This window comes from Shewanella sp. A32 (assembly GCF_029167175.1).
Classification (GTDB): Bacteria; Pseudomonadota; Gammaproteobacteria; order Enterobacterales; family Shewanellaceae; genus Shewanella; species Shewanella yunxiaonensis.
Window position 1 is genome coordinate 182,963 of record NZ_JARFTS010000004.1, and the last position, 26,152, is coordinate 209,114.

The 26,152-nt window shown below is 47.0% G+C and carries 26 protein-coding genes; 19 read left to right on the forward strand and 7 right to left on the reverse strand.

Annotated elements, in window-relative coordinates; translation table 11 throughout:
* Positions 1-107 precede the first annotated feature (107 nt).
* Positions 108-3,476, reverse strand: coding sequence for a ribonuclease E (gene rne, locus PY479_RS05260; RefSeq protein ID WP_275483117.1), 3,369 nt, complete (start codon positions 3,474-3,476; stop codon positions 108-110).
* 588 nt (positions 3,477-4,064) lie between these two features.
* Between rne and rluC the strand changes: the two genes are divergently transcribed.
* Both rluC and PY479_RS05270 read left to right on the forward strand, forming a co-directional pair.
* Positions 4,065-5,027 carry a 23S rRNA pseudouridine(955/2504/2580) synthase RluC gene (gene rluC, locus PY479_RS05265; RefSeq protein ID WP_212593665.1) on the forward strand — a complete coding sequence of 321 codons (963 nt, stop codon included), beginning with the start codon at positions 4,065-4,067 and terminating at the stop codon, positions 5,025-5,027.
* A 31-nt stretch (positions 5,028-5,058) separates the two neighbouring features.
* Positions 5,059-5,706, forward strand: a complete 648-nt coding sequence (locus tag PY479_RS05270; protein ID WP_275483118.1) for an HAD-IA family hydrolase — start codon at positions 5,059-5,061, stop codon at positions 5,704-5,706.
* A gap of 7 nt (positions 5,707-5,713) precedes the next feature.
* Here PY479_RS05270 and PY479_RS05275 read toward each other — a convergent pair whose 3' ends face one another.
* Complete coding sequence (locus PY479_RS05275; RefSeq protein WP_212596602.1) at positions 5,714-6,298, reverse strand: Maf family protein; 585 nt, start codon at positions 6,296-6,298, stop codon at positions 5,714-5,716.
* Between the two features lie 311 nt (positions 6,299-6,609).
* On the opposite strand from PY479_RS05275, the gene yceD reads away from it, so the two are divergent.
* The 10 genes from yceD to PY479_RS05325 all read left to right on the forward strand — a co-directional run bounded on the left by yceD (position 6,610) and on the right by PY479_RS05325 (position 14,589).
* The gene (gene yceD / locus PY479_RS05280) at positions 6,610-7,134 is read left to right on the forward strand and encodes a 23S rRNA accumulation protein YceD (protein ID WP_212593663.1); all 525 of its coding nucleotides are present in this window, start codon (positions 6,610-6,612) and stop codon (positions 7,132-7,134) included.
* 16 nt (positions 7,135-7,150) lie between these two features.
* Positions 7,151-7,321: a 50S ribosomal protein L32 gene (gene rpmF / locus PY479_RS05285; RefSeq protein WP_212593662.1), complete on the forward strand. Its 171-nt coding sequence runs from the start codon at positions 7,151-7,153 to the stop codon at positions 7,319-7,321.
* 15 nt (positions 7,322-7,336) lie between these two features.
* On the forward strand, positions 7,337-8,365 hold the full coding sequence (gene plsX / locus PY479_RS05290; protein ID WP_212593661.1) for a phosphate acyltransferase PlsX: 1,029 nt from the start codon (positions 7,337-7,339) through the stop codon (positions 8,363-8,365).
* Between the two features lie 8 nt (positions 8,366-8,373).
* Positions 8,374-9,333, forward strand: a complete 960-nt coding sequence (locus PY479_RS05295; RefSeq protein ID WP_212593660.1) for a beta-ketoacyl-ACP synthase III — start codon at positions 8,374-8,376, stop codon at positions 9,331-9,333.
* Between the two features lie 101 nt (positions 9,334-9,434).
* Positions 9,435-10,361: an ACP S-malonyltransferase gene (fabD, locus tag PY479_RS05300; protein WP_275483119.1), complete on the forward strand. Its 927-nt coding sequence runs from the start codon at positions 9,435-9,437 to the stop codon at positions 10,359-10,361.
* A gap of 12 nt (positions 10,362-10,373) precedes the next feature.
* On the forward strand, positions 10,374-11,120 hold the full coding sequence (fabG, locus tag PY479_RS05305) for a 3-oxoacyl-ACP reductase FabG (RefSeq protein WP_275483120.1): 747 nt from the start codon (positions 10,374-10,376) through the stop codon (positions 11,118-11,120).
* Between the two features lie 161 nt (positions 11,121-11,281).
* Positions 11,282-11,515, forward strand: coding sequence for an acyl carrier protein (gene acpP, locus PY479_RS05310; RefSeq protein WP_006081231.1), 234 nt, complete (start codon positions 11,282-11,284; stop codon positions 11,513-11,515).
* Between the two features lie 163 nt (positions 11,516-11,678).
* On the forward strand, positions 11,679-12,917 hold the full coding sequence (gene fabF / locus PY479_RS05315; protein WP_275483121.1) for a beta-ketoacyl-ACP synthase II: 1,239 nt from the start codon (positions 11,679-11,681) through the stop codon (positions 12,915-12,917).
* A gap of 179 nt (positions 12,918-13,096) precedes the next feature.
* Positions 13,097-13,576, forward strand: coding sequence for an acyl-CoA thioesterase (locus PY479_RS05320; protein WP_212593656.1), 480 nt, complete (start codon positions 13,097-13,099; stop codon positions 13,574-13,576).
* Positions 13,577-13,710: 134 nt separating this feature from the next.
* Positions 13,711-14,589 carry an NAD(P)-dependent oxidoreductase gene (locus PY479_RS05325; RefSeq protein ID WP_212593655.1) on the forward strand — a complete coding sequence of 293 codons (879 nt, stop codon included), beginning with the start codon at positions 13,711-13,713 and terminating at the stop codon, positions 14,587-14,589.
* Positions 14,590-14,639: 50 nt separating this feature from the next.
* On the opposite strand, the gene cdd is transcribed toward PY479_RS05325, so the two are convergent.
* Together cdd and sbcB are read right to left on the reverse strand one after the other, a co-directional pair.
* On the reverse strand, positions 14,640-15,530 hold the full coding sequence (cdd, locus tag PY479_RS05330) for a cytidine deaminase (RefSeq protein WP_275483122.1): 891 nt from the start codon (positions 15,528-15,530) through the stop codon (positions 14,640-14,642).
* A gap of 39 nt (positions 15,531-15,569) precedes the next feature.
* The gene (gene sbcB, locus PY479_RS05335; protein ID WP_275483123.1) at positions 15,570-16,982 is read right to left on the reverse strand and encodes an exodeoxyribonuclease I; all 1,413 of its coding nucleotides are present in this window, start codon (positions 16,980-16,982) and stop codon (positions 15,570-15,572) included.
* A gap of 550 nt (positions 16,983-17,532) precedes the next feature.
* Between sbcB and PY479_RS05340 the strand changes: the two genes are divergently transcribed.
* The 4 genes from PY479_RS05340 (at position 17,533) to PY479_RS05355 (ending at position 20,228) form a co-directional block, all read left to right on the forward strand.
* Positions 17,533-17,994: an adenylate kinase gene (locus PY479_RS05340; protein ID WP_275483124.1), complete on the forward strand. Its 462-nt coding sequence runs from the start codon at positions 17,533-17,535 to the stop codon at positions 17,992-17,994.
* 156 nt (positions 17,995-18,150) lie between these two features.
* Positions 18,151-18,957, forward strand: coding sequence for a hypothetical protein (locus tag PY479_RS05345; protein WP_275483125.1), 807 nt, complete (start codon positions 18,151-18,153; stop codon positions 18,955-18,957).
* 21 nt (positions 18,958-18,978) lie between these two features.
* Entirely contained in the window at positions 18,979-19,782 is an 804-nt protein-coding gene (gene rlmA, locus PY479_RS05350; protein ID WP_212593650.1) for a 23S rRNA (guanine(745)-N(1))-methyltransferase, read from the forward strand.
* 236 nt (positions 19,783-20,018) lie between these two features.
* Positions 20,019-20,228, forward strand: coding sequence for a cold-shock protein (locus PY479_RS05355; RefSeq protein ID WP_212593649.1), 210 nt, complete (start codon positions 20,019-20,021; stop codon positions 20,226-20,228).
* 209 nt (positions 20,229-20,437) lie between these two features.
* Here the strand turns inward: PY479_RS05355 and PY479_RS05360 are convergent, their stop codons facing one another.
* Genes PY479_RS05360 through PY479_RS05370 form a run of 3 tightly spaced genes read right to left on the reverse strand, consistent with a single transcriptional unit; the run spans position 20,438 to position 24,548 of the window.
* Entirely contained in the window at positions 20,438-20,950 is a 513-nt protein-coding gene (locus PY479_RS05360) for a hypothetical protein (RefSeq protein ID WP_275483126.1), read from the reverse strand.
* A 59-nt stretch (positions 20,951-21,009) separates the two neighbouring features.
* Positions 21,010-21,459, reverse strand: a complete 450-nt coding sequence (locus PY479_RS05365; protein WP_275483127.1) for an RDD family protein — start codon at positions 21,457-21,459, stop codon at positions 21,010-21,012.
* 17 nt (positions 21,460-21,476) lie between these two features.
* On the reverse strand, positions 21,477-24,548 hold the full coding sequence (locus tag PY479_RS05370) for a DUF748 domain-containing protein (RefSeq protein WP_275483128.1): 3,072 nt from the start codon (positions 24,546-24,548) through the stop codon (positions 21,477-21,479).
* A gap of 226 nt (positions 24,549-24,774) precedes the next feature.
* On the opposite strand from PY479_RS05370, the gene PY479_RS05375 reads away from it, so the two are divergent.
* The 3 genes from PY479_RS05375 to PY479_RS05385 are packed head-to-tail and all read left to right on the forward strand — an operon-like array spanning position 24,775 to position 26,093.
* Positions 24,775-25,473, forward strand: a complete 699-nt coding sequence (locus tag PY479_RS05375) for a DUF445 family protein (RefSeq protein ID WP_212596600.1) — start codon at positions 24,775-24,777, stop codon at positions 25,471-25,473.
* Positions 25,474-25,491: 18 nt separating this feature from the next.
* Positions 25,492-25,842: a 5-carboxymethyl-2-hydroxymuconate Delta-isomerase gene (locus PY479_RS05380; RefSeq protein ID WP_212593646.1), complete on the forward strand. Its 351-nt coding sequence runs from the start codon at positions 25,492-25,494 to the stop codon at positions 25,840-25,842.
* Positions 25,843-25,859: 17 nt separating this feature from the next.
* Complete coding sequence (locus tag PY479_RS05385) at positions 25,860-26,093, forward strand: DUF1289 domain-containing protein (RefSeq protein ID WP_275483129.1); 234 nt, start codon at positions 25,860-25,862, stop codon at positions 26,091-26,093.
* The last annotated feature ends 59 nt before the right edge of the window (positions 26,094-26,152 follow it).

Here is a 26,152-nt window from a genome sequence, read left to right on the forward strand (position 1 = left end):
AGCAAAGCCGCGCATACTAACAGAGAACTGCAGCCGGAAAAAGTGTGAGAAACATCAAAAAGAAAAGCCATGCACTAAGGCATGGCTTTATCTCGTAACCCGCTATTTTATTCAGGCTTTGCCATATCTGATGTCGCGGCATTGCCAAAGCTGTGCTTTGGCGCTACCGGTGTCTCTTCGGCCTGATATTCATGGCCGTGAGGTACGTCAACCTTGGCTCTAGCTTCAACTTGCGGCTTGGACATGCTGGAGCCAACCATAGCACTGAAGCGACTTACCGGCGCCTTAATAGGTTCAGCTACCACTGCAGCAGGTGCTTCGGTTTCAGCTCGCACGGCAACCTTCACGGCCTTAGGTACTACGGCACTAGGTTTCGACATAGGCGCTGAGGCCGCGCTATTGGCATGCACTACGGCAGCGGCTTCGGTCAGTTGAGCTTCCTCGGCGACGATGGCAGGTTCAACTTCCGCCAAGTCTTCTGCAGCGGTGGCTTCAGTTGTGACATTTTCAACTACCGGTTGAGTCTCGACAACCGCACCGGCTACAGCAGCAGTTGCGGTGCTAGAGAGCACTTCGGTATCAGCGTTAACAGCTACGTCTACAGCCTTGGGCGTTTCGATGACTTCGGCTGCGATTTCCAACTCGGTTTCATTTTGCGCGGCTACGACTGGCTCTGCAGCGGCAGGAGTGGCCGCGGAAACGTTAGTAGCTTCAACAGTTTCAACAACTTTTTCTGTCACTACTTCAGTCTGAGATTGAGGCGCTTCTGCTACCACTTCATGAGCACTAGTGGCTACTGTCACTGCTGGAGTGACTTCGCCAACGTTTGCCGCAACTGTGGCACTAGTAGTGGTGGTCTGCTCGTCAAGTGCCAGAGCAATTTGTTGCTGTGCGGGTTCAGTCTCAGCAGGTTCAGCAACTTCAGCAACGGTTTCGGCCGAAGTAATTGCGGCTTCATCGGCAGCAGGCTCTTTCTGCTGTTCATCGCGGCGGCGACGTTGCCCAGCTGCACGCAAATGACGCGGGCTGCGACGACTCCGACGTTGGCCATCACGTTTACCATTAGTTTCAGCATCAGCAGCTTCAGTTTCTGTGGTTTCAGCTTCATTAACCTCAGTGTTTGTTACGTCAGTTGCTGCAGTATCTAGCTCAACCTGTACCGGCTTTTCAGACACTGAAGTTGCTGCTGCAATCTCGGTTACGGCAGTAACGTCAGCTGTTTCTGTGTCAGCCACTTCGACTTTCTCAGTCTTAGGTTCCTGTTTCCGTGGGCGGCGAGCTGGTTTTTCTTCTGGTACCGGCACGTTATCTGCTTTCGCTTCAACAACATCGTTACTGGCTGCGATCTCATCGCCAGGCTGCTTTTCTATGCGTACTTTGCGGCGCAGGTCGCGACGCTGACGGCGTTCACGAACAACTTCCTGTTTAGGTTCTTCAACACTTTCAGGTGTGGCAGAACTAGCCTGACTCGTAGTGTCTTTTTCACTAACGTTTTTGCTCTTATTGCTTTCCGCCTTTTCAGCGTTACGAGCATTTCTTGGCGTACGCTTACGAGATGACTTTTCATTTTTACTGTCATCCGCAGCGGCCGTTACTGCAGTGGTTTCTGCATCATTATCTTTATCGATAGCTGGTTTGCGACGACGGTTGTTGCGGTCGGCATTACGATCATTATTGCGTGGTGGACGACGTTTATTACCGCTAGCACCCTTGTCTGTCTGAGGCTTAGCGGCTGCACTTTTTTCTTCAGCAGATTCAGCAGAAGAGAACATCGCGGCCAGTGCCTTAAATAGCTTGCTAAGCAATCCGGGTTTAGCTTCAACGGAAGGTTTCTCCGCTTTAACTGGACTTGCCTTGACAGGGGCAGATTGAACGACTGGTGCTGCCGGTGTCGCAAAACCGCTCAACACTGGTTGTGCTGCTGCAGCGCGTTCTAGTTTACGCGGCTCGTACAATTGTGATTGCGGTACTTCTGCGCGTTTATAGCTAGCTTCATCAATTTCATCATCATCGCGATGACGCACTACCCGATAATCGGGGGTGGTCATATGCGGATCTGGGATGATATAGACTTCAACATCGTGCCGCTCTTCAGTGATACGAATGGCTTTACGTTTCTCGTTCAACAAAAATGCCGCAACATCAACCGGCACAATCGCTTCAATCTGTGTGGTGTTATCTTTAATTGCTTCTTCTTCAATCAGCCGCAAAATAGACAACGCCAGTGACTCAGTACCGCGAACGGTTCCCTGACCATGACAGCGAGGACAGATATGCGCGGCAGACTCTTCCAGTGATGGACGCAGACGTTGACGAGACATTTCCATCAAACCGAAACGGCTGATGCGGGCTAATTGGATACGGGCACGGTCAGTTTGTACCGCATCGCGCAAACGATTTTCTACTTCACGTTGATGACGTACCGGTGTCATGTCGATGAAGTCGATTACAATCAGACCGCCGAGGTCACGCAGGCGCAATTGGCGCGCAATTTCGTCAGCAGCTTCCAGGTTGGTGTTCAGGGCTGTCTCTTCAATATCACCGCCTTTAGTTGCTCGGGCAGAGTTGATATCAATAGAGGTCAGCGCTTCCGTTGGATCGATAACGATAGAGCCACCGGATGGCAAACGTACTTCACGCTGGAACGCAGATTCAATCTGCGATTCAATCTGGTAATGCGTGAACAGTGGTACTTCGGCTTTATAAAGTTTTACGCGTTCGACAAAATCCGGGCGAACCAACGCTACGTGTTCTTTGGCGCGTTCGAATACTTTTGGATGGTCGATAAGGATTTCACCGACTTCTCGACGCAGATAGTCGCGGATAGCACGGACGATAACATTACTTTCCTGATGGATAAGAAATGGCGCTGGGCGACTGGCTGCTGCATCCTGAATGGCGGTCCAATGTTGCAACAGAATTTTGAGGTCCCATTGCAATTCGGTAGCCGCTTTTCCTACTCCAGCCGTACGCACGATCAGGCCCATACCGTTTGGTACGTCAAGCTCTGACATCGCTTCTTTCAGTTCTGTGCGCTCGTCACCCTCAATACGGCGAGAGATGCCACCAGCACGAGGATTGTTAGGCATCAGTACCAGATAGGAACCGGCAAGACTGATGAAAGTGGTTAGTGCAGCACCTTTATTACCACGTTCTTCTTTATCGATCTGGACAATAACTTCCTGACCTTCACTGACCACTTCTTTAATACTTGGGCGTCCCTGAAAGGAATAACCTTTTGGGAAGTATTCACGACCAATTTCTTTGAGTGGCAGGAAGCCATGGCGCTCAGCACCGTAGTCAACAAATGCAGCTTCCAGAGAGGGTTCTACGCGGGTAATTTTACCTTTGTAAATATTGGCTTTTTTCTGTTCGTGGCCTGGACTTTCTATATCTAAATCATACAGTTGCTGCCCATCCACTAAGGCAACGCGCAACTCTTCTGACTGAGTTGCATTAATTAGCATCCTTTTCATGATGACGTCATTCTTCTCAATGGGTCATCAAACATCACGTTGTCGCTGCATTACGGGCCTTGGGTCGATATTACCAGTGCCTCACGGCAGGGTCCCAGGCGGGCAGGTGCGCATTGCTGTTAGACGCAGTCACTGCGTGTCGCATCCTATTTATGGCTTATTTTTCAATGATTACAAAAACAAGGAATTCGTTGTAAAACGTCAACCAACCCCATAAATTCTTTAAATTCTTTCCAGTAATGCCAATTTCGCACGTAGTCGTTTGATAACTGGTTAATAATAAAATTCTTTAAAACGGCCTGGTATTTGTCTGAAGAAAACCAAAAATACTTGTTCTATGTTGGTTTGACTGTAAAAGCGCCATTAAACGTAATTTGCTTTTAACAACAGCCTGCAAATCAATGAGATGCTACCAAAATTTGTAAGGTTAACTTCTGTTTGACCAGAAAGTGAACAGTTGTCTGGTCAGCCCCAAAGGCGTTCTAACCGACTGTTCGCTGCTGAAATATAGCCGAAATGAAAAATTAGAGCAATCAAATAGCGGGACATCATGTACAATGAGGCGCTTTCTTTTCTCTTGTAAGTGTTATGAATAATCAAGAATCCATCGCCAGGCAGGTACAACTGCTCACAATAGATGAAGACAACGCCGGCCAACGCGTTGACAATTTTCTGTTATCTAAGCTCAAAGGCGTTCCCAAGAGCATGATTTATCGCATCGTCCGTAAGGGCGAAGTGCGTGTTAATAAAAAGCGTATTAAGCCTGAATTCAAATTGAATATCGGTGATGAAGTGCGTATTCCTCCCGTCAGAGTGAGTGAAGACAATCCACGTCAGGCCCCGTCGGCCAATCTGCATCGTGTATCGCAACTGGAAGAGCGTATTCTTTTCGAAGACAAACACATTCTGGTGCTGAATAAGCCTGCGGGCATTGCAGTACATGGTGGTAGTGGCGTCGATTACGGGGTCATTGAAGCCTTAAGATCGTTGCGGCCACAACAGAAGTTTTTGGAGCTGGTACATCGACTAGATAAGGAAACCTCCGGTGTGTTGTTGGTAGCAAAAAAGCGTAGTGCATTACGTCACATGCATGATCAGCTACGTAACAAACAGATGCAAAAGGACTATCTGGCACTAGTCCGTGGCGACTGGCAGAGTCATGACCGGATAATTAAAGCGCCGCTACTGAAAATCACCTTACCATCAGGGGAACGGATTGTCAGAGTGAACAGTGAAGGTAAGCCTTCAGAAACCCATTTCAGAATTATGCAGCGTTATGACGGGACAACGCTTATCAAGGCAAGTCCTGTGACTGGACGCACCCACCAGATCCGCGTGCATTGTCAGTACGTAGGGCATCCGATTGCCTGTGATGAAAAATACAGTGAGCAGAAATTCGATGACAGTATGCGGGCTCTTGGACTGAACCGGTTATTTCTGCACGCAGCACAATTACGGTTTATTCATCCAGAAACTGAGGTGGTAATGGAAGTTCAGGCGCCGCTGGACGCTGAATTACAGGTATTACTGGATAAACTCACCAAGGTTTGATTTTCCGTCCAAGATTTACCAAGTGGTATAAATGAAGCACTACGATCTGATTGTTTTTGACTGGGATGGCACGCTGATGGATTCCATAGGTCGCATCTTGGCCTGCTTGCGTCACGTTGCCAGTGACCTGGGACTAATTGAACCACCTGAGTCAGCATTGCGGGATATCATCGGTATGTCACTGGATCAGGCGATGCAAACACTATTTCCGGACCGACCCGCGCCAGAATATGCGCTGTTGCAGCAGAGTTATCGTGACAACTATCATCGGCAAGCGCATGTTGCGACACCTTTATATGCAGGGATTACTGAGTTGCTTAGTACGTTGCAGCAGCAGAACTATCAGTTGGCGGTGGCGACTGGCAAATCCCGTCCGGGGCTCGATCGTTCACTGCAACAGACGGGATTGGATCAGTTTTTTGCGTACAGTCGCTGTGCCGATGAAGCCCACAGTAAGCCCCATCCAGATATGCTGCAACAACTCCTGTCACATTCCGGCATTCCAGCTTCACGGGCACTGATGATAGGCGATTCGGTGCTGGATCTGCAGATGGCAAATGCCGCCGGGGTGGCCGCGATTGGGGTGAGTTATGGTGCCCACACTCGTGAAAAGCTGCAAACTCAAAATCCCAAAGGCATCATTAACGAACCATTAGCCCTACTGTCGCTACTACAGTAGGGGGAGTTTATCCCAACACATCGATCCCATGTTTGGCTAAGAGACGGGTTAGGGCAATGAGAGGTAAACCTATCAGGGCGTTCGGGTCGTCTCCTTCTAAGCGTTCAAATAACGCTATCCCTAAGCCTTCACACATAAAACTACCGGCGCAATAAAGTGGTTGTTCCCTAGCAACATAGTTAGCAATCTGTTGATCAGTGAGTCGGCGAAAATGTACGGTAAAGGGTTCCAGCATGACCTCAGTATTTTTAGTGGCGTCATCATAGAGTGCTAACCCGGTATAAAAGGTAATGGCTTTACCGGATGCCCGTGCTAATTGGTCACACGCTTTTGCTTCGGTGTATGGCTTGCCCATAATGTCGCCATCAATCACCGCCACTTGATCTGAACCGATGCTCAGCGAGCCAGGATGCATTTTGCCGCCAGCGGTGGCTTTTGCCTGTGCCAGTCTTGTCACTAACGCTTGTGCAGATTCGCCTGGCAATGGCGTTTCGTCGACATCCGGGGCACAGGTGATAAAGGGTAATCCGAGTTTTTGCAGCAGGGATTTACGGAAACTAGATGTGGACGCCAACACTAATTGACGCGCCATGGGACTGGAGAAATTAGACACAATAATCCTTGCTTAACTAACCGTGCGAGATGAGTAAAAGAAAAAACCTACAGCTATATTGTCGGCAATTCTCTTAGTGCTTGGCAATAATCAATTTATCGCGATAATTTATCCCAATTGCTTCTATTTTATGCGTGTGCTGCTTGTACAGCTGCTAACGCTTGAGTAAAATTTCCCTCCGTCAATTTCGAGTATGCGGCAGCCAAGGCTATAGACGTAGATTTTATTTACGTGAACACCATTTTTCCTTTGACTCCGCAGGCTCCAAACTATAAGATGCGCGCCTGCTTATGCAAACAGTAAAGATACCGGTTTCAATCGATCCTATTCGCGCTGCCACCAGTCGCCTGAACTATCAGGGAACTGTACCAGGCAAAGTGTTAAAAAGATTGAACGAATTATGTGCCGGCGACTGTTCCGATGTGGCAGTGTCGCTTGAATGCGGTGTGGATTTACAGGGGATAGTCTACCTGAAAGGGAAGGCTGTGACGGAGCTCACTCTGTTATGTCAACGCTGTATGACGCTGTTTACCACGGAGGTTACGGTCGAATTTTGCTTTAGTCCTTGTCGGACACAGGCAGAAGTCGATGAGCTCCCGGAAGCGTACGATCCTATTGAGTGTGATGAAATTGGCGAAGTTCGTCTTCATACTATGATTGAAGATGAATTAATCCTGGCTGTGCCATTGGTGCCTACTCATGATGTGGCTGCATGTCATGTAGGTTCCAACGATATGGCCGTCGGCGAGATTGAAGACGCTCAACAAAGTCGTCCAAATCCGTTTGCAGTGTTAGAAAAACTGAAGAGCAAGTAATCCAGGAGACAGATCAATGGCTGTTCAACAGAATAAAAAATCCCGTTCAAAGCGTGGTATGCGTCGTTCACATGATGCACTGGGCACTGCTCAGCTGGCAGTAGATGCAACCACCGGCGAAGTACATCTTCGTCATCATGTCACTGCTGACGGTTTCTACCGTGGCAAAAAGGTAATCAACAAGTAAGCTGTTGATTGTCCTATGACAGATCTGACGCTTGCGTTGGATGCAATGGGTGGCGATCATGGCCCCCGTATTACGGTGCCTGCCGCTGTGCAGGCACTTAGAATATATCCAAGTCTAAAACTAATTCTGGTTGGTGATGAAAACCAGATTAGGCCGTTGTTGTCTCAATTCGGGACAGATATAACTTCTCGTTTAGAAATCCACCATGCTTCCGAAATTGTGGAAATGGGGGATAAGCCTGCCTTTGCGTTGCGTTGCCGTAAACAAAGCTCCATGCGTATTGCTCTTGATTTGGTTAAAGAGCATCAAGCGGATGCTTGTGTCAGTGCTGGTAATACTGGTGCATTGATGGCGATCGCCAAGATTGTACTGAAAACGCTCCCGGGGATTGATCGTCCTGCTTTGGTGAGTTGTTTACCCACAATCAATCATAAACCTGTGTATCTATTGGATCTTGGTGCCAATGTCGCCTGCGATGCTGAAACGCTGTTTCAATTTGCAGTCATGGGGTCGGTACTTTGTGAAGCCGTCACCAAAAAGCCACATCCCTCGGTGGCTTTGCTGAATGTGGGCAGCGAAGAGATTAAAGGCAATGGTCAGGTACAGCAGACCGCACAAATACTGACACATACGCCTCAGATCAATTATCAGGGATTTATTGAGGGTGATGAAATCTATTGTGGCAAAGTCGATGTCATTGTTTGCGATGGCTTTGTTGGTAATATCACACTCAAAACTTCCGAAGGTATCGCCCGTCTGTTACTGCATCAATTGAAGCAGGGACTGACACAGGGCTTTTTCATCCGTTTGCTGGCAAAATTGCTGGCGCCTAGTATTCAATCGGTTCTGCGACAAATGAACCCCGACCACTATAATGGTGCAAGTCTGATAGGATTGCGCGGAATAGTGGTTAAGAGCCATGGTAATGCGGACGAAACTGCCTTTCTACAAGCTATTTGCCTGGCAGTAACCGAAGCTACACGTCGACTCCCAGAGATGATAGAACAACGTCTCGAGTCGATTCTTTTAGACATCAATAGCTGATTTCTCCTATGCATACAAAAATTCTTGGAACTGGCAGTTATCTGCCGGCGCAGGTGCGTAGCAATCAGGATCTGGAAAAAATGGTGGAAACCAGTGACCAGTGGATTGTTGAACGCACGGGTATTTCGGAGCGCCGTATAGCTGCCGGTGATGAAACTGTGGCGACCATGGGGTATAACGCCGCAGTGAAGGCCATCGAGATGGCCGGAATCGACGCCAGTGAAATCGATTTGATTATTTGTGGCACGACCAGTGCGTCCAATGCGTTTCCAGCGGCGGCTTGTGAAATTCAGGCGATGCTTGGGATTGCTCCGGTACCTGCCTTCGACGTTGCTGCCGCGTGTTCAGGCTTTATTTACGCGTTATCGATTGCCGATCAATTTGTGAAAGCCGGGTCTGCCAAAAAGGTTCTAGTGATTGGCGCTGACGTATTATCCCGCTTCTGTCAGCCTGAAGATCGCAGCACCATTATCCTGTTCGGTGATGGTGCTGGCGCAGCAGTCGTCGGCCGTAGTGATGAGCCGGGAGTTATTGCTACGCATCTTTATGCTGATGGCAGTCAGGGCGATTTGCTTAAATGTTCGTTTCCTCCACGTGTCGGAGAGTCCTCAGCCGCTGTGGGCTATATGACAATGAAGGGAAATGACGTCTTTAAAGTTGCGGTAACGCAGTTGTCTCATGTTGTCACTGAAACATTGCGTCTGAATAATGTTGAAAAAGCGGATATTGATTGGCTCGTGCCTCACCAAGCCAACTTACGCATCATTGCGGCCACAGCTCGCAAACTTGATATGACCATGGAGAAAGTTGTGGTCACACTCAACAAACATGGCAATACTTCAGCTGCCTCAGTTCCTATCGCCTTAGATGAAGCGGTGCGTGATGGTCGCATCCAACGTGGGCAGTTGCTGTTACTCGAAGCTTTCGGTGCAGGCTTCGCCTGGGGCAGTGCTTTAGTCCGCTTTTGATTGCTAACACGAATTCCGAGCATGGCAATCTCGTCATATAAACGTATGTGATGGGTTGCCAGCTATACTCAACCTGTTTTTAACTCAAAAGGTCAATAAATATGAACAGCGTTGCTTTTGTTTTCCCAGGTCAAGGTTCTCAGGCCGTGGGAATGCTGGCCGATTTGCCAGAGCAATACCCAGTAGTGGCAGACACGTTTGCCGAAGCTAGCGAAGCGCTAGGCTATGATTTATGGCAGTTGGTGCAACAAGGACCGGCTGAAACTTTGAACGAAACGGATAAAACTCAGCCTGCATTGTTGACCGCTTCTGTAGCGTTATATCGCGTTTATCAAGCCAGCGGTAAGGCGTTGCCTCAGATGATGGCCGGCCACAGTTTGGGTGAGTATTCCGCTTTGGTATGTGCGGGCGTCATCCCATTCAAAGAGGCGGTAAAGCTGGTAGAGTTGCGTGGTCAGCTAATGCAACAAGCGGTTCCTGCGGGGACTGGAGCTATGTACGCGATTATTGGTTTAGATAACGACACTATTGCCAATATCTGCGCAGAATGTGCCCAAGGTTCAGTTGTTAGCCCGGTTAACTTCAATAGTCCTGGGCAAGTGGTCATTGCCGGTGAAAAAAATGCGGTTGAGCGCGCTGCAGCAGCTTGTAAGGAAGCTGGTGCAAAAATGGCAGTCGCGTTGCCAGTGAGCGTTCCGTCTCACTGTGCACTCATGCAGCCTGCCGCTGAAAAGCTCGCTGAAGCTCTCGCTAAAGTGAAATTTGCTGAGCCTAAGGTTAAAGTCATTAATAACGTTGATGTTGCTTCACCATACGATGCTGATGCAATCAAAGACGCCCTGATTCGCCAGTTATATAATCCAGTACGTTGGACTGAAACCGTAGAAAAAATGGCCGCAGACGGTGTTACCGAACTGGTTGAAATGGGGCCTGGTAAGGTATTGACTGGGCTGGCAAAACGGATCAATAAATCGATAGCTGCTCAGGCAGTTAACACAGCGGCTGCAATTGCGGCGCTGACTGAATAAAAGGAGCTGTTCATGAGTATTGCCATTGATTTGACTGGCAAAGTTGCGTTGGTTACTGGTGCCAGTCGTGGCATTGGTAAAGCCATTGCGACCACACTGGCACAAGCTGGCGCTACTGTTGTTGGTACTGCCACCAGCGATAGTGGTGCTGCCGCTATCAGCGCTTATCTCGGTGATAAAGGCTATGGATTAGTGCTGAACGTCACAGATCTGCAATCTGTTGAAAATTTATTTGCATCGATCAAAGAAAAAGCCGGGGATATTGATATTCTGGTTAATAATGCCGGTATCACTCGCGATAACTTATTGATGCGGATGAAAGATGAAGAGTGGCAGTCTATTATTGATACTAACCTCACTTCGCTTTTCCGGTTGTCCAAGCCGGTGTTACGGGCAATGATGAAAAAACGCCATGGTCGCATTATCAGCATTGGTTCTGTGGTAGGAACAATGGGTAACGCTGGTCAGGTAAATTACGCAGCAGCTAAGGCTGGATTAATCGGGTTTACCAAATCTCTTGCCAAAGAGGTTGCATCCCGTCAAATTACAGTTAATGCTATTGCTCCTGGTTTTATCCAGACTGACATGACGGATGAACTGACAGAAGAACAGCAAAAAGCCATCATGTCCCAAGTTCCGATGGAGCGTTTGGGGCAGGCCCAAGAAATTGCCAATGCCGTATTATTCTTGGCCTCTGATGCCGCCGCTTACATTACAGGGGAAACCTTGCATGTAAATGGTGGGATGTATATGGTTTAATGGCGATTGCAGGGAACTGTCGTAAATTGGGTGGTGATCTGCAGTTATTGGGGCCTTAAATCGTGGTTAGACCACGAAAACGGGGCTTGCAATGTTGGTCAAATCTAATAAACTACTCGCAATCTTACGCAAGTGCGTAATTTGAATAGGAAAGAAAACTAATGAGCAACATCGAAGAACGTGTAAAGAAAATCATTGTAGAGCAACTGGGCGTTAAAGAAGAAGACGTTAAGCCAGCAGCTTCTTTTGTTGACGATCTCGGTGCAGATTCTCTGGACACCGTCGAATTGGTTATGGCTCTGGAAGAAGAGTTTGATACCGAAATTCCTGATGAGGAAGCTGAGAAAATCACCACTGTTCAGGCAGCGATTGATTACGTTTCCAAGAATCAGTAATACTGAATTCCTGAAAACAGGCGGCTAATATGCCGCCTGTTTTTGTTTTAGGCTCTTTTCGCTGAGCTAAGCTTAGTAAAACAGGGCATTCGAGATAAAACCTATCTCAAGGGTGTAAAAGCACCTCTTTCTTCAACTCGTTCGCTAAAGAAAGGTGATTAACGTGACAAAACGTCGAGTCGTCATTACCGGCCTTGGGTTGGTAACGCCGGTGGGCAACACTGTCGACAGTAGCTGGAAAGCGCTGTTGGCTGGACAAAGTGGTATTGCTCCCATCACCAAGTTTGATGCAAGTGCTTTTGCAACACGCATCAGCGGTTCCGTCAAAGATTTTGACGCCGAACAGTATGTCTCCAAAAAAGATGCCCGTAAGATGGACTTGTTCATTCAGTACGGTATGGCTGCAGGTATTCAAGCTGTTGAAGATGCTGGACTGGATATGGCGCAGGAAGATCCTACCCGTGTGGGTACTGCCATTGGTGCCGGTATGGGCGGTATGTGGCTCATTGAACAGAATCACACAGCCTATATGGAAGGTGGTCCGCGGAAAATATCGCCGTTTTTTGTGCCCAGCACCATCATCAACATGATTGCTGGTCATCTATCTATCAAATACGGCATGACTGGGCCTAACTTTGCGATCACTACCGCTTGTACTACCGGTGTACATAACATTGGTTTCGCTGCACGTACCATTGCCTATGGTGATGCTGACGTAATGGTAGCCGGCGGGGCTGAAGACGTTACCTGTCCACTGGGGGTCGGGGGCTTTTCAGCCGCGAAAGCACTTTCTACACGCAATGATGATCCGACTGCAGCTAGTCGCCCTTGGGATAAAGATCGTGATGGTTTCGTCATCGGCGATGGGGCGGGCATTATGGTGCTGGAAGAATATGAACATGCTAAGGCCCGTGGCGCGAAGATTTATGCAGAGGTCAACGGCTTTGGTATGAGTGGTGATGCATTTCATATGACTTCTCCACCAGCAGACGGTGCTGGCGCAGCTTTGGCGATGGTCAATGCCATTAAAGATGGTGGCGTTGCCTTGGAGCAGATCGGTTATATCAATGCTCACGGCACCTCAACACCGGCCGGTGATAAAGCAGAAGCTGCGGCAGTTAAGTCTGTTTTTGGTGAACAGGCTTACAAAGTGATGGTTAGCTCCACTAAGTCCATGACCGGACACCTACTCGGTGCAGCCGGCGCAGTGGAAGCGATTTTCACCGCGTTAGCGCTCAAAGATCAGGCCGTGCCACCGACTATCAATCTGGATAACCCAGATGAAGGGTGTGACTTGGATTTTGTACCGCACACAGCGCGCCAGGCTAAATTCGATTATGCCCTATGTAACTCATTTGGTTTTGGTGGCACCAACGGGTCACTACTACTGAAACGCGTTTAACGACGATTCCTGTATAAGAAGCGCCTTCATGGCGCTTTTTTTATCACATTCATAATAATTTGCCGTTTTCTAATGCAATAAGTGGCTTAGTTTTCAGTAACAATTTTCTAAAATGTATTTTTCGAATACACTCAACGGCAGTTTTAATCAGAAGCTGTGACAACAGCGAGAGGACCATAATGGCGGGTACAGATAGAGAGATCACCCTGCGATTTCTGGCAGAGCCTACAGACGTAAACTTTGGTGGTAAAGTGCATGGCGGTGCCGTGATGAAATGGATCGACTTGGCGGCCTATGCCTGTGCTGCTGGGTGGAGCGGTAGATATTGTATTACCGCATATGCCGGCGGCATTCGATTCGTACGACCAATTTTAGTGGGCAATATGGTAGAGGTGTGTGCCAAGGTCATTTATACCGGCCGCACATCAATGCACATTGGCATTGAAGTTAAGGCTTGTGATCCCAAATTCTGCCAGCGTGAAACGACCACACATTGTATCGTGATTATGGTTGCTGTGGATGAAAGCGGCCAACCAACACCAGTACCTGAATGGATCCCGACGACCAAGCGCGATATTGAACTGCGGGATTCCGCGTTGAAGTTAGTGGAAATGCGCAAAAAAATTGGCGCTGAAATGGAAGCTCATATTCATCCATAGTCGAAGTGCTGCTTGCCTTTCACTCTGCTGGTCGTCGTGGCACAATGCGTTACACACTTTTACTAACCTATATCGGACAATGATTTTATCATTGTCCGTTTAGTGCTTATAAATCATTAAACTAAGGAAATACAATGGCCAAAGTTGCATTTTTAGGTTTGGGAGTTATGGGATATCCCATGGCCGGCCATTTGCTCAAACAAGGGCATGAGGTCACTGTCTATAACAGAACAGCTGCTAAGGCGCAGGCATGGGTAAGCGAGTATGGTGGCCGTTGTTGCGCAACACCTAAGGATGCAGCAGAGGGGCAGGACATCGTATTTTGTTGTGTTGGCAATGATGATGATTTGCGACAAGTTGTTGTTGGAGCCGATGGCGCTATTCATGGCTTGAGTCAAGGTGCCGTATTTGTTGATCACACAACGGCTTCGGCTGATGTCGCTCGTGAGTTGTCTGTCACCTTGGCGGCTAATGGTATTGCCTTTCTAGATGCGCCGGTTTCTGGCGGACAGGCAGGGGCTGAAAAGGGTGTGCTGACTGTAATGGTCGGTGGTGATGCCAATGTATTTGCCGCTGTAAAGCCCGTCATGAGTGCTTATGCTCGCAGTGCTGAATTGATTGGTGATACAGGAGCGGGTCAACTGGCTAAGATGGTAAATCAAATCTGTATTGCCGGAGTGGTGCAAGGGTTAGCTGAAGCCTTAAGCTTTGCAAAAAACGCTGGATTAGATGGTGAAAAGGTCGTTGACGTCATCAGCAAAGGCGCCGCCCAAAGCTGGCAGATGGAAAATCGTTACCAGACCATGTTAAAAGGCCAATATGATTTCGGTTTTGCAGTGGATTGGATGCGTAAAGATTTAGGCATTGCGCTAAATGAAGCGCGTCGCAACGGTTCCACATTACCGCTGACAGCGATGGTTGATCAATTTTACGCAGAAGTGCAGGCCATGGGCGGAAATCGTTGGGATACTTCCAGCCTGATGGCCCGCCAGCAAAAATGTCAGGAAAAATAATCGCTTTGTAATCTGGGGGCTGCATTTTGTAGCCCTCTTTCTGATTACGGTTAAAGTGGCGCGACTACTACATATTCCAGTTCTACATTGGCGACTGCATGCAGCGCATCCATGCTCATATCCACTAGTGATAATTTCCCGGCAGAAGATTCCAGTAACATCGCGCGTTTGATATCGGAGAAGTCTCGATTGTGGCGAATAAGACTCGCTAACGCCATTTGCATCGGCATCATTGAAGGGTTAAACGCGGCATTTTCAGCATAACGGCCACAGAAAGTGACACCGTCAACCATCTCCAGCACTACGGCACTGTAACTCTGGCTGTAAGGTGCATAACTGAGGCTCGCATGATCAAGCCCTTCGATAACCATTGGGTCACTACTTTCTAGCGTCAACTCGATTTGCTGTTTTGCGAGCAAGGGCAAAACAACGCCCAGATCTTTCGGACCGAAGCCATAAGGCAGATAATGTGTCAGCGTCGCGGGGGGCTGTTGTGGCAAGTGAATGCAGATATTGCCGCCTGCAACCAATTCGTTCATAAACTGTCGGCAGTGGCCACAAGGGCTGGCATTTACCCAGATATCAGTCACTTGTACTTCACCACATAACCAAGCGTGACTAATCGCATTTTGTTCGGCGTGAACCGAATGACATAACGCTTCACCGGCCAATTCCATATTGGCACCCATATAAACCGCGCCGCTTTGACCTTTGGCAATGGCACCGACATAAAAATCACTCACAGGTGCCAGTGACATCGCGGCGGCAATAGGAAGCAATGCCGAAAGTAACTGGGATTCATCCATACCACTTGCATGCTGCAAATGCGCCAATTGCTGAGCATCGAAATGTCCAGCAAAGTCTTTCCCGAGCAAAGGCACCAGCACAGTGCTCAATGATGACGGCAACTGTTGCAGACTATTGAGAAATCTATCTTGCATCCGTCTTTCCTGTTGGTGAGCGGATCACGAATGATGCAGCTAAAGTGATTGCAGGTAAAGCACCAGTGATTTCAGCAATTGCTGTTTGCTTTCATTTGCAGCGGTTTCTTCCAGCAGATTTTCCAGCCTGATAATGTAATCAGGGTCGCTCAAACGCTGCTTACAAAATTCCCGCCAACGTAAACTTTCCTGGTAATCCAACAGTGCTGGGTAATTACGCGCCCGGTAGCGAAACAGCATTTCCGGTAATCTGGCATCGTCAAACTGCAACTCAAGTGCGGCGAGATTCTGTGGTGCAGTATTACGGATAATCTCCATTTTGTTGCGATCGGCATCAGAGAAGAAACCACCGCTGTAAAGCATACGATCTGGGTCAGCTATCTCGGCATGAGTTTCATCTTCAAACAGTGCTACCAATTTCTGTCTGAGTTCCGGTGTTTGCCGCAATTTTCGAAATTGCTCGCGTGCAAAATCTTTGTTGATATTTAATGCAATGGCACGATCATCTGGCAAGGTTTTGGCTGGTGCAATAAACGGACATTTGTTTAAGTGGATGAGTTTTATCGGCACCGGTAGTTCGTCTGGTGCTAAATCTTCCCGAGCCGTATACATTCGGCGACGGAGTTCATCGACATCCAATTCCAGTAGCGGGCTAATATCCATATTGAGATTAATACAGATAACGGCATTACGATTAACTGGATGGTAGGCTATCGGTGCCATTAATGTAGTACATCCTTGGCTGGCTGGGATCTTTGAACTGACATGCACCAAGGGCGTCATGTTCAGTACATCAACGAGATCTGCTACCGCCTGCTTTTTGCGTAAATCAAAATAATACTGGAATAACCTTGGTTGATGCTCACGAATCAGCCGTGCCAGGCTGATCGTGGCGTAAACATCTGACATCGCATCGTGTGCCTTTTCATGACCTAGGCCATTTGCGAGTGTCAGATGTTCAAGTTTGAAGCTGGGGCTTCCATCCTCTCGCTCTGGCCAGTTAATGCCATCTGGTCGTAACGCATAACAGGCACGAACTAAATCGATAATATCCCAACGGGAATTACCATTACGCCATTCTCTGGCATAAGGATCGATAAAGTTTCGGTAAAAGCCATAGCGAGTGATTTCATCGTCAAAACGCAGCGAATTGTATCCGGCAACACAGGTATTGGGCACGCTGAATATTTCATTGATACGCGCCATAAATTCGGTTTCTACCATCCCTTTACTATTGGCTAATTGTGGTGTTATGCCTGTAATGAGAATAGCTTCTGGAGCTGGTAGATAGTCTTCAGCGAGTCGGCAATAAAACGTATCAGGTTCGCCAACGATATTAAGCTCCAGATCCGTGCGAATACCGGCAAACTGTGCTGGCCTGTCACGAGAAGGGTCTGCGCCAAAGGTTTCATAATCGTGCCAGTAAATTGTGGCCGGCATCTGTTCTTTCATTGCGGATAAAATCCTTTTATTTGATCATTTATCTATATGTATCTATTAGCTTTATGAGAAAGCGTGATTTCTGGCTGCGGCTTTATAAACCGCTATCGATTACTCATCTCATTTGCCTCAAATTTTTGAACGGCACTAAATCGCGGTTGGCGGTATGGTGCAGTCTTTGTGGTTGCAGCATACCACGCTTCACCCATAAATTTCTTGTTCGTATTGAGTGCTGTCTGGGCGGTTCATGGTTAGAAAAATGCCCCAAGCGTTGATGACTTTCAGTCAAAGGAAAGGGAAGACACAAACTAATGGTTGACTTTGTCATCTAATAGGCACCATTACCATGTCATACAAACAAAAATACCGGATCAGTTTTTCAGTATTATTACCATCATTCCGTAGGGAATGGTGGGTTTTGGTGTGTCACTGGATCGTAAGCCCGCCGTAGAGGCGGGTTTTAATTTTTCGCCTCTTAGGTACCGATACGCTTAGAAGGCCTTATGAAAAAAGTAGCGATATTTGGAAATGCTGGGGGAGGGAAGTCAACCTGGCCAGGCAGTTGGCTCAAGTCACGCAATTACCGCTTTATGCGCTTGATAAAATTCAGTATCTTCCTGGTGGTGAGGAAATATCTCATAAAGAGTATTTAAAACTTCATGCTGAACTGCTCAAACAGGATACGTGGATTATCGATGGTTTTGGCTGTATGCAATCTGCATGGGAAAGGTTTGCCGCAGCCGACACGTTAATTTACATCGACCTACCGCTTGTATGGCATTTTCTTTGGGTCACTAAGCGATTGTTCAAAGGCATTTTTATTAATCCTGAAGGATGGTCAGAACTTAGTCCGATTTTGAAAGGGTCAATTAATAGCTCCCGTGTTTTATGGTTGTGTCACAAAAAACTCTCCCCTGCCTATCGTAAGTTTGTTAATGATGCTGCCAGTAGCAAGCATGTATATCATCTAACTTCGATTAAGGCGGTTAAAACATTTTTAGTGGATACCGATGCTTTTTACTGACGCCAACAGACTGATTTCAAGGTATATAGGCGACAGGTATGAACGCGCCTAAATGTTTAGTTGTTACCGGATGATCCATTAACAATTAAACATTACAATGGTGCTTGCCGGACGACAGTGTCAGGTGGACAAACGTTGTTTCCATGGGTAATGGGTATGTTAAGTCAGTATTTTGCGTCTGCCTCTGCAATAGTGACCTCGGGTCCTCAGCGACTCGAGCTGAAAGTCCCAGCGAAGTTTAGTGATTTTGTGTTGCTGGAACTGTCAAGTCTTCCGATATTGGAGTGGGTCGTTGGGGAAAATGCGGGAAATGGCGTTAGCAGCCTGCTACGCACTCAACCTTTTTTGCAGCAAACATTACTGTCTGACGATCGCCAACAGATGAAAACTGATGCGATGGTCAGAACCTTTGGTCAGGGGATAAGACTTTATACGATTCCCGGAAAAAGTAATACGGTTGCCATCGCTGAGTTACGACAAGGGATTACCTTGTATCTGCAAACTACTGACAATATTTGTTTCTCCCTAGAGACTGAGGCATTTCAGTTGATAGCACTTGAGGCTGATCAGCGTCTTTTCAAGCAACCACAGCCCATACAGCAAGCAAGGGCTGTATTAGCGGTAGCCCCAGATTTCAACGCGGGAGCGGTAGAGCTGGCAGTACAACTCGCTGAACTTTTGCAGGCGAGTTATCGACTCAAAAGTTACCAACGCCGATTTGCATTGGAATTGTTACCAGATGATGTGGAAACATTGTTGCAATTGCAAGATCAGTTGGAACAAAAACGGCAATGGTTGGTGCATTGTTATAACCAGGCGTTGAGTCGTCACAGCTATCGCTATAGTGCTAACCAGATAGGCGATGACCAACTACAACGTATACTCGAATGTTATGAATTATTGGCGCCTCCTGAGTTGACGGCAATGGTGAAGGCGCTTGCTGGTGACGACAGCGAACACTGATCGTTAACCTGAGAGAATAAAATGAATTATGAATGTCCTATCTGCCGTAAGGCGTTAGTCCTAGATAATAAGCAATGGCGCTGCGAACAGCGCCATTGCTTTGATGTGGCGAAGGAAGGTTACGTCAATCTGCTGCCGGTTAATAAAAAGCGGTCACTCGATCCCGGTGATAATCAGCAGATGATGACTGCCCGTCGAGTTTTCCTCGATGCTGGCTATTATCAGCCGTTAAGTGATCGTATTAATGCTTTAGCTAAAGACTTGGGGCTCATCTGTCCGGATATCCTCGATGTGGGTTGTGGTGAGGGGTATTACAGCCAGCGGTTACAAAGTGCTACCAATGCCAATCTGCAGGGCATGGATATTTCAAAAACAGCCATTCGTTATGCCGCAAAGCGTTATGCAAATTTGCAGTTTTGTGTTGCAAGTGCTTTTGATATGCCTTTTGCCGACAATAGTTTTGATCTGCTGCTTAAGATTTTCGCCCCTGCCGCAGCAACTGAACTCGTTAGAGTTTGTCGACCTGGCGGCTATTACCTGAGTGTGACGGCAGGGCCAATGCATCATTACGCATTAAAAGAGATCATCTATGATGCTCCGAGAGAACATCCTCTAAGTGAAGGGAAAATACCGGGTTTTGTATTGCAACATCAGGAACGACTGCAATGGATGCTGCATACGCCAGCAGGAGAGTGTAGCCGTAGCTTTTTACAGATGACCCCATATTTGTGGAAATTTACTGCGGAACAGATAGCTCAAATGGAAGCGCTCGGTGTCAATTGTGAACTGGATTTTTGTATTGAGCTGTTTAAGCGGCATATATAAGCATAAAGTCGTATTGAGAAATTTAAATTTAGCTTTATGGCGCAGATTTTAATGCTCTATTTACGAAGTCAGTTGACTTCTTTAGGGAATGATTTATAGTCATGGAGGCTTGAAAGTTGGGCTTATTTTTATGTGTTCAAAACGACTTGTTCGTCCTGTTAGCATAAATAATACCGGCATTTTCAGCTCCACCGCCGTTAAGGCTTATGTATTGTTTTTGTTACAGGATTAAGACTATGTCTCAAGTAACTGGTGTTGTTAAATGGTTTAACGCTGACAAAGGTTTCGGCTTCATCGCTCAGGAATCAGGTCCAGACGTATTCGTACACTTCCGTGCTATCAACTCTGAAGGTTTCAAAACTCTGGACGAAGGTCAGAAAGTTTCTTTCACCGTTACTCAGGGCCAGAAAGGTCCACAAGCTGAAAACGTAACTGTAATCAGCTAATATAATTTCTATTATAGAAATTCGAAAAAGACGCGGCAAAAATGCCGCGTTTTTTTATTCCCAAATGGTTTATTTATTACCGATTATCAGAGTGACTAAGGCTGCTATTAAAATAAATTGAATATTTATAACCGGACTTTAATTTCCCGCCGCTTGATTACCAATAAAAATTTAAACGATTTTCCTATTTTTTATATAACGTATTCACTCTATTCTGTTTTCTGAGAAGTGAATTTCCCATAGCCAAAATGTTGGATATCTTTATCGGTCGCGCCTTCATGGCACTCGCCGCGTAATTCTGCCCGGTCATTCAATACCAACCGTTCAAGCTCATAATAGCCGTCACGACAATATTGATTGGCTTCCAATGTTTTTTTTAGTCCGAACTCCAGTTCTTGTGTCATCTGTTTGTTCTCGGAATCACTGCGGCGTGAGCTACGATTGATTTGTTGATTGCCCATATTATCCTGTGGTTGCCTGGTCCTTTGTCTGTCGGGCATGCCAGTTGAGGATTGTTGTCTATCATCGTTCATTGCTCGCCGTTGTTGCTGATTACGGTGACGGTCAATAGTTTCAATACTGTAGGTAAACAGCTTCATGCCATCACTTTTTATCTCAGTCTGAAAACTGTCAGTCAGCTTTCCTGCTAATGCCTGTGGATCGGGTTCAGAAGAACAAGCGCAAAGTATTAATGGCGTAGCAAGCAACAGCAACGGGCGCATAAATGAAGAATTCCTTTTAAAACGTGTATCTTTATATGAGATTTAAAAATGGGTAAGGTTCAATACCCTATATGCTTTATGACAACTGTACCTGCCAGTTTGTCATGCCATCCTTGTTTTCGGGGATCGAATGCGACCCATGCTAAACCCAGGCATAACGGTAACATTGCCGGAATATAGCCCAGATATCGGATAATCCATTGGCGCATTGAGGGTTTTTTAAGACTCTCGGCATCCACGATTGTAGCCTTAATCAACATTTTTCCCGGTGTCGCTGAACGGTATTTCCAGAACAGTAGCACTAACAGTGGTGGCACCAGATAGTTGATGATGATATCTGCGGGGCCATGGATCAAGCTGGTATCTGATACCAGCTTGTCACCGTATATCCAGATACTGAGTGGCAGCGTTATTATCAGTAGCAACAGAACATCTATCATGGTTGCGGCAAAGCGTTCCCCAAAGCCCACATATTGATACGACATTGCTTCTGACTTAACATCCGCCACTAGTGGTTCTCCTACGGTTAATTTGCACTAAGACTCAACTGTGCCTCAGCTTTGGATCTATTCAGTTTGGTTTTACTGTCTAATAAAAATACCCGCTCAGGAGCAACTGCTGCATTGTCGACTAAAAATGCTTTAACTGACTGACTACGACGTTGCGCCAGATTTCCTAGGTCAGCGTCAGTGATAGTCTCGGCATTTAACAGCTGATTATAGAGACCGATGTGCCACAGCGTGGTCAGCTTATTTGTGTCAACCTTGCCTTTATCGTCAGTAGCAGCCTTCTCCGCTTTTGCTTTTTCGATGGTGGGGTCGATATTAAATTGCTTTTGATACAATGCTAACAACGCATCTGTCAGTTTCCCTGATGCGGGGATCCGGCTAGCACTAAAATCGTCAGGTAAATTATCTAAGCCACTCTGTTGCAGTAATTGTCGTTGCAATCTGCGTTCTGCTAACACCTGACTATCTGGCTGTGGATCAACTGAGGCTTCAATACTCAGTGTCAGTTTGGGCCGATCAGCAAGTGCAGAGGCAAGCTTTTGCAATTTGTCCTGTTCGGCTTTGCTCAGCTTCGAGGAACCTGCATCAAAGGCCACCAGATTGAGTTCCTCATCACTGCTGATTAATCCGGCAAGGAAGGAGAAGGGAGCTGTCACTGCTTTAGTGATCACATTAGTTAACACCGTAAGCAGGACCCCGCCAAAACTGAAATCGGGATTATCTAGGTCACCTGAGACCGGTAAACCGAGATCAATGACTCCATGCCGATCCTGTAGCAGCGCTATTGCCAGCGTGACGGGCAAACTTGTAGCGAGTTTTGAGTCTGTAGGTTTCCCGAGTTTCAATTGATCAATGACAACATGGTTATTACCATTGAGGTGATTGTTTTCTAACTGATAATTCAGAGCCAGCGTTAACTGCCCTTTATCGATGTAATAACCTGCATAAGTACCGGAGTAGGGGTTAACCGTTGTCAGTTCGACGCTTTTGAATAACAAATCCAAATTTAAGTACGGTTGTTTCAAAAGTGGATTTATTTCCCCTTTTAGGGTCATCGGGGCATAACGATCGATTTTGCCCGCAATATCTACGGTCGCTTTGGTTCCCGGAATAGAGGACAGACTACTGATTTTACCGTGGAGTTGTTCAATTCCCGTCGCAAAGTTAGGCGTCAGTGAGTTGTCGGCAAAAAATGCGGAACCGTTGTTAAAGTTAATGCTGGCGACAGTTACTTTAAACGGTTGTTCTGTCTTGCCGTCATTGGTCGCTTCTGGCGCTGGTTTGGTTTTAGCAGTTGTCGTTTGGGTGTCGGCCATTTTGTCCGACGCTTGTTTGACCACGAGTTCACCGATATTGGTGCTACGATCTTCGTTAATTGTCACTTTGGCATAAGGTTTATCGAGCGTGACATTACCAAGCAGCAATTGTTTCTTGCCAGCGTCAAAATCTAACGAATCAATGGTGAGTTGTTGCCACTTTAGCAAAGGCCGGCGTTGTTGCAGATCTTTGATTTCGAGATCACTGACATCAACATTACCCTTGTAACTCGCATGTCCATCCGCATCTGCACTGAAGTCCCCGGCACTGCTTACCTGGCCTTTGGGTAATTCGATATTCAGATAATGTGACAGGTATGGCTGGAACTGACTCAGCAACAGATTACTCAATGTCAGCTTGCCGCTCGCCTGTTTGCTGGCGAGGTTGATACTGCCTTCACTGCTAAAATTACCGCCGCTACCCTTGGCATTGCTCTGAGATATATCCAACGAAATCTGGTAGTTAAGCGGTGCTGATAACTCACTGTCAATGCTGCCAGTTTTTACCGTTAACGGATATACGCGCCAATCCACACCTTTACTTATTTGTTGCTCGTGTACATTAACATCGGCATTTTTAAGGTTAAATGCGGCTAGTTTAATTAGCCATTTCGATGTGGACGCGTCTTCTTTATTAACTGCAGTAGCCGCAGATTCTTCAGTTTTCGTTGACGAGGTCGGCGTAAATAATGGTGCCAATGCCAGGCCATGTTGATCGAAACGACTATTGATCCATAGGCCATCCACCGTAACGTCGGCGACGTTGACGTGCTGCTGTTCGCTGGTTAACGTGATTTCCCCAACATTGAGTTTTGGCAGTTTGATTACCGGGTTATCGCCGTCGGCAAATTGTAATTTGTTCACGGTAACATAGGTGTTATCAACCGCATAAGTCAGCGGCTTATCGGGCTGTTGTGACACCAGATAATGGGTTTTGAGCGAGATAGCACCTTCAGTCAGCTTCGCTTTGAGCATAGGCTGCACATAACCCCAGAATGGTGGTAGCGTGATGTTATTCAGTTGCAAGTTGCCGTCAACCTGCAACGGCTGTAATAACAGCTGGCCGTCTGCGACTAAGGTACCGTTATCTTGCCCGCTTAGTGACATCTGGTATTGATTGGGTTTTGTGGCAACCATTTCGTCTTTTGAGACAGCGTTTCGAGTACCAAAGTTATTCAGGGTAAAGTTGATATCGTGATAACTCAGAGTGATGTTGGCTGTTGCATCTGAAAACGCAAAGCGGCTTTGTGCCAAAGTCAGAGATTTGATCCGGAAATCAGGAAGGGGTTGGTGGGTTGGCTCTGTGGCGGCTTCTTTCGTTTCCGGAGACTGTAACCTGGCTACAATGTCGTCAAAGTTAAAAACGATATTACCTTTTGTATCAGTGGTGCGTGCAACTTGGCTCTGTAATCCATCAAGCTGCAGATGATCGACACACCAGGCCCGATTGAATACCGATTGCCAGAAATTGAATTCCAATTCTGCATGGCTCAATGACAGCAGCGGTTGTTCACCTGCTTTTCCAGCAATTGCAAAGTCTTCCAGTCTCACTTTTAACAGGAACGGATTAATATGAAGCTGTTTGAGTGCGACTTGCCGTCCCAGTAATTGAGTCATTTTATCCGGTGCGACTGAGCGGACAATGGCGGGCGTTATCAGACCTAACAGTAATGCATATAACAAGTAGCAGGCTAACAGCCAAAAGGAGATCCGCATTGACCGTGGCGCTTTATTGTAAGCGGCGGTCATTCCTTGGAGTCTGGACACTATCATGTGAGTTCCCTGAACTATCTAAAACTAAAAAATGTTAACTTGATCATTGTACTGCGTTTATGGTGTCAGTGGTATTTAACCTTATGTAAAGCAATGCATAGATTAACTGTGGCATATCAGATTAAGGCTCTTTTAACAGTTTAGTGCAGTTGCTAACATTACTAAGTTTTGTCATTCAGGAGTGTTGAAGTTGAAGCAGTTACAGGCAGGATCTGACAACTGGAATATGAGTGTCGTTACCAATTTGCTGGCGTTGTTACTGGTGGGGATCGGCGCTGTTTCTGGTAACCATATTATTTGGAACATCGGTATATTCGCCTTATCGGGGGCGATGACTAATTGGCTGGCGGTGTACATGTTGTTTGAAAAGGTGCCTGGGCTTTACGGTTCAGGTGTCATTCCAGCACGCTTTGAAGCGTTTAAGCAGGCCATTGCCGATTTGATGATGGAGCAGTTTTTCACTGAAGCCAATATTGATAAGTTTCTCTCCAGAAAATCCGATACCCCCTTGCTCGATGTTAAAGGATTGCTGGGTAAACTCGATTTAGCACCGGCATTTGATGCGCTCGTTAGTACCGTTGCACAGTCGTCATTTGGCGGTATGTTATCGATGTTTGGCGGAACCGATGCCTTAATGCCAATGAAAGCCCCGTTTATCGAAAAGATGCAGCAGTCGTTAAAAGAGATCGCTGACAGCGAACAGTTCACTGAGTTGTTGCGACAGGAGTTAGAGAAGCCAGGGGTAATGGCAGATATGCGAGGTCAAATTCAACAGATTGTGGCCCAAAGGTTAGAAGAACTCACCCCAAAAATGGTAAAAGAGATGGTGCAGACGATGATCCGTCGCCATCTGGGATGGCTGGTAGTCTGGGGCGGCGTCTTTGGCGGTGTTATTGGTCTGCTGAATGCGCTATTTTTAGGATAACAGATAAAGGAGAGCAACTTGCCACACATCGTCATTGAATATGCGGCACCGCTGCGCGAGCAGCTTGATGTCAACACTTTGGTTCATGCCGCTCATCAAGGCGCGATCGCGACTGGGTTATTTAATCCGAAAGCTGTCAAAAGTCGTGCCTATGCTTGTGAAGACTTTGTGCTAGGTGAAAGCGACGCCAGCACTGGCTCTTTTATTCATATTCGGGTAAGTATCATGCCGGGGCGAACCGATGAACAAAAGCAACAATTGACACAGAGTATCGGGCAAGGGCTCTCTGCCTTTGTTGGCGCGGTGGGTTGTGTATCGATAGAAGTCGCTGAATTACACCAGCCCAGTTACTTCAAACAGGAACACTAAGTGGAAGGCAACGCTTGATGATTAAGGGTAAGGCCTCCTGGTCAGCTGCATCGGATACGGCAACGCCTGCTTCCCCCTGTGTCAGAAATTGCTGTCTTGATGAGCAAGATATTTGCCTGGGGTGTGGCAGAACCTTATCGGAAATCCTCGCCTGGCATGATGCTGATGAGATACACAAGCGCCAGATCCTGGATGCCTGCCGCAAACGTCGTCGAATCAGACCCACCAGTTACTGTCCCGTCCTAAGATAGGTTGACAGTTTTTAGGCCAGCTCCCGTAGCTGGCCTTTTCTATTGTGCACCTGATTGGG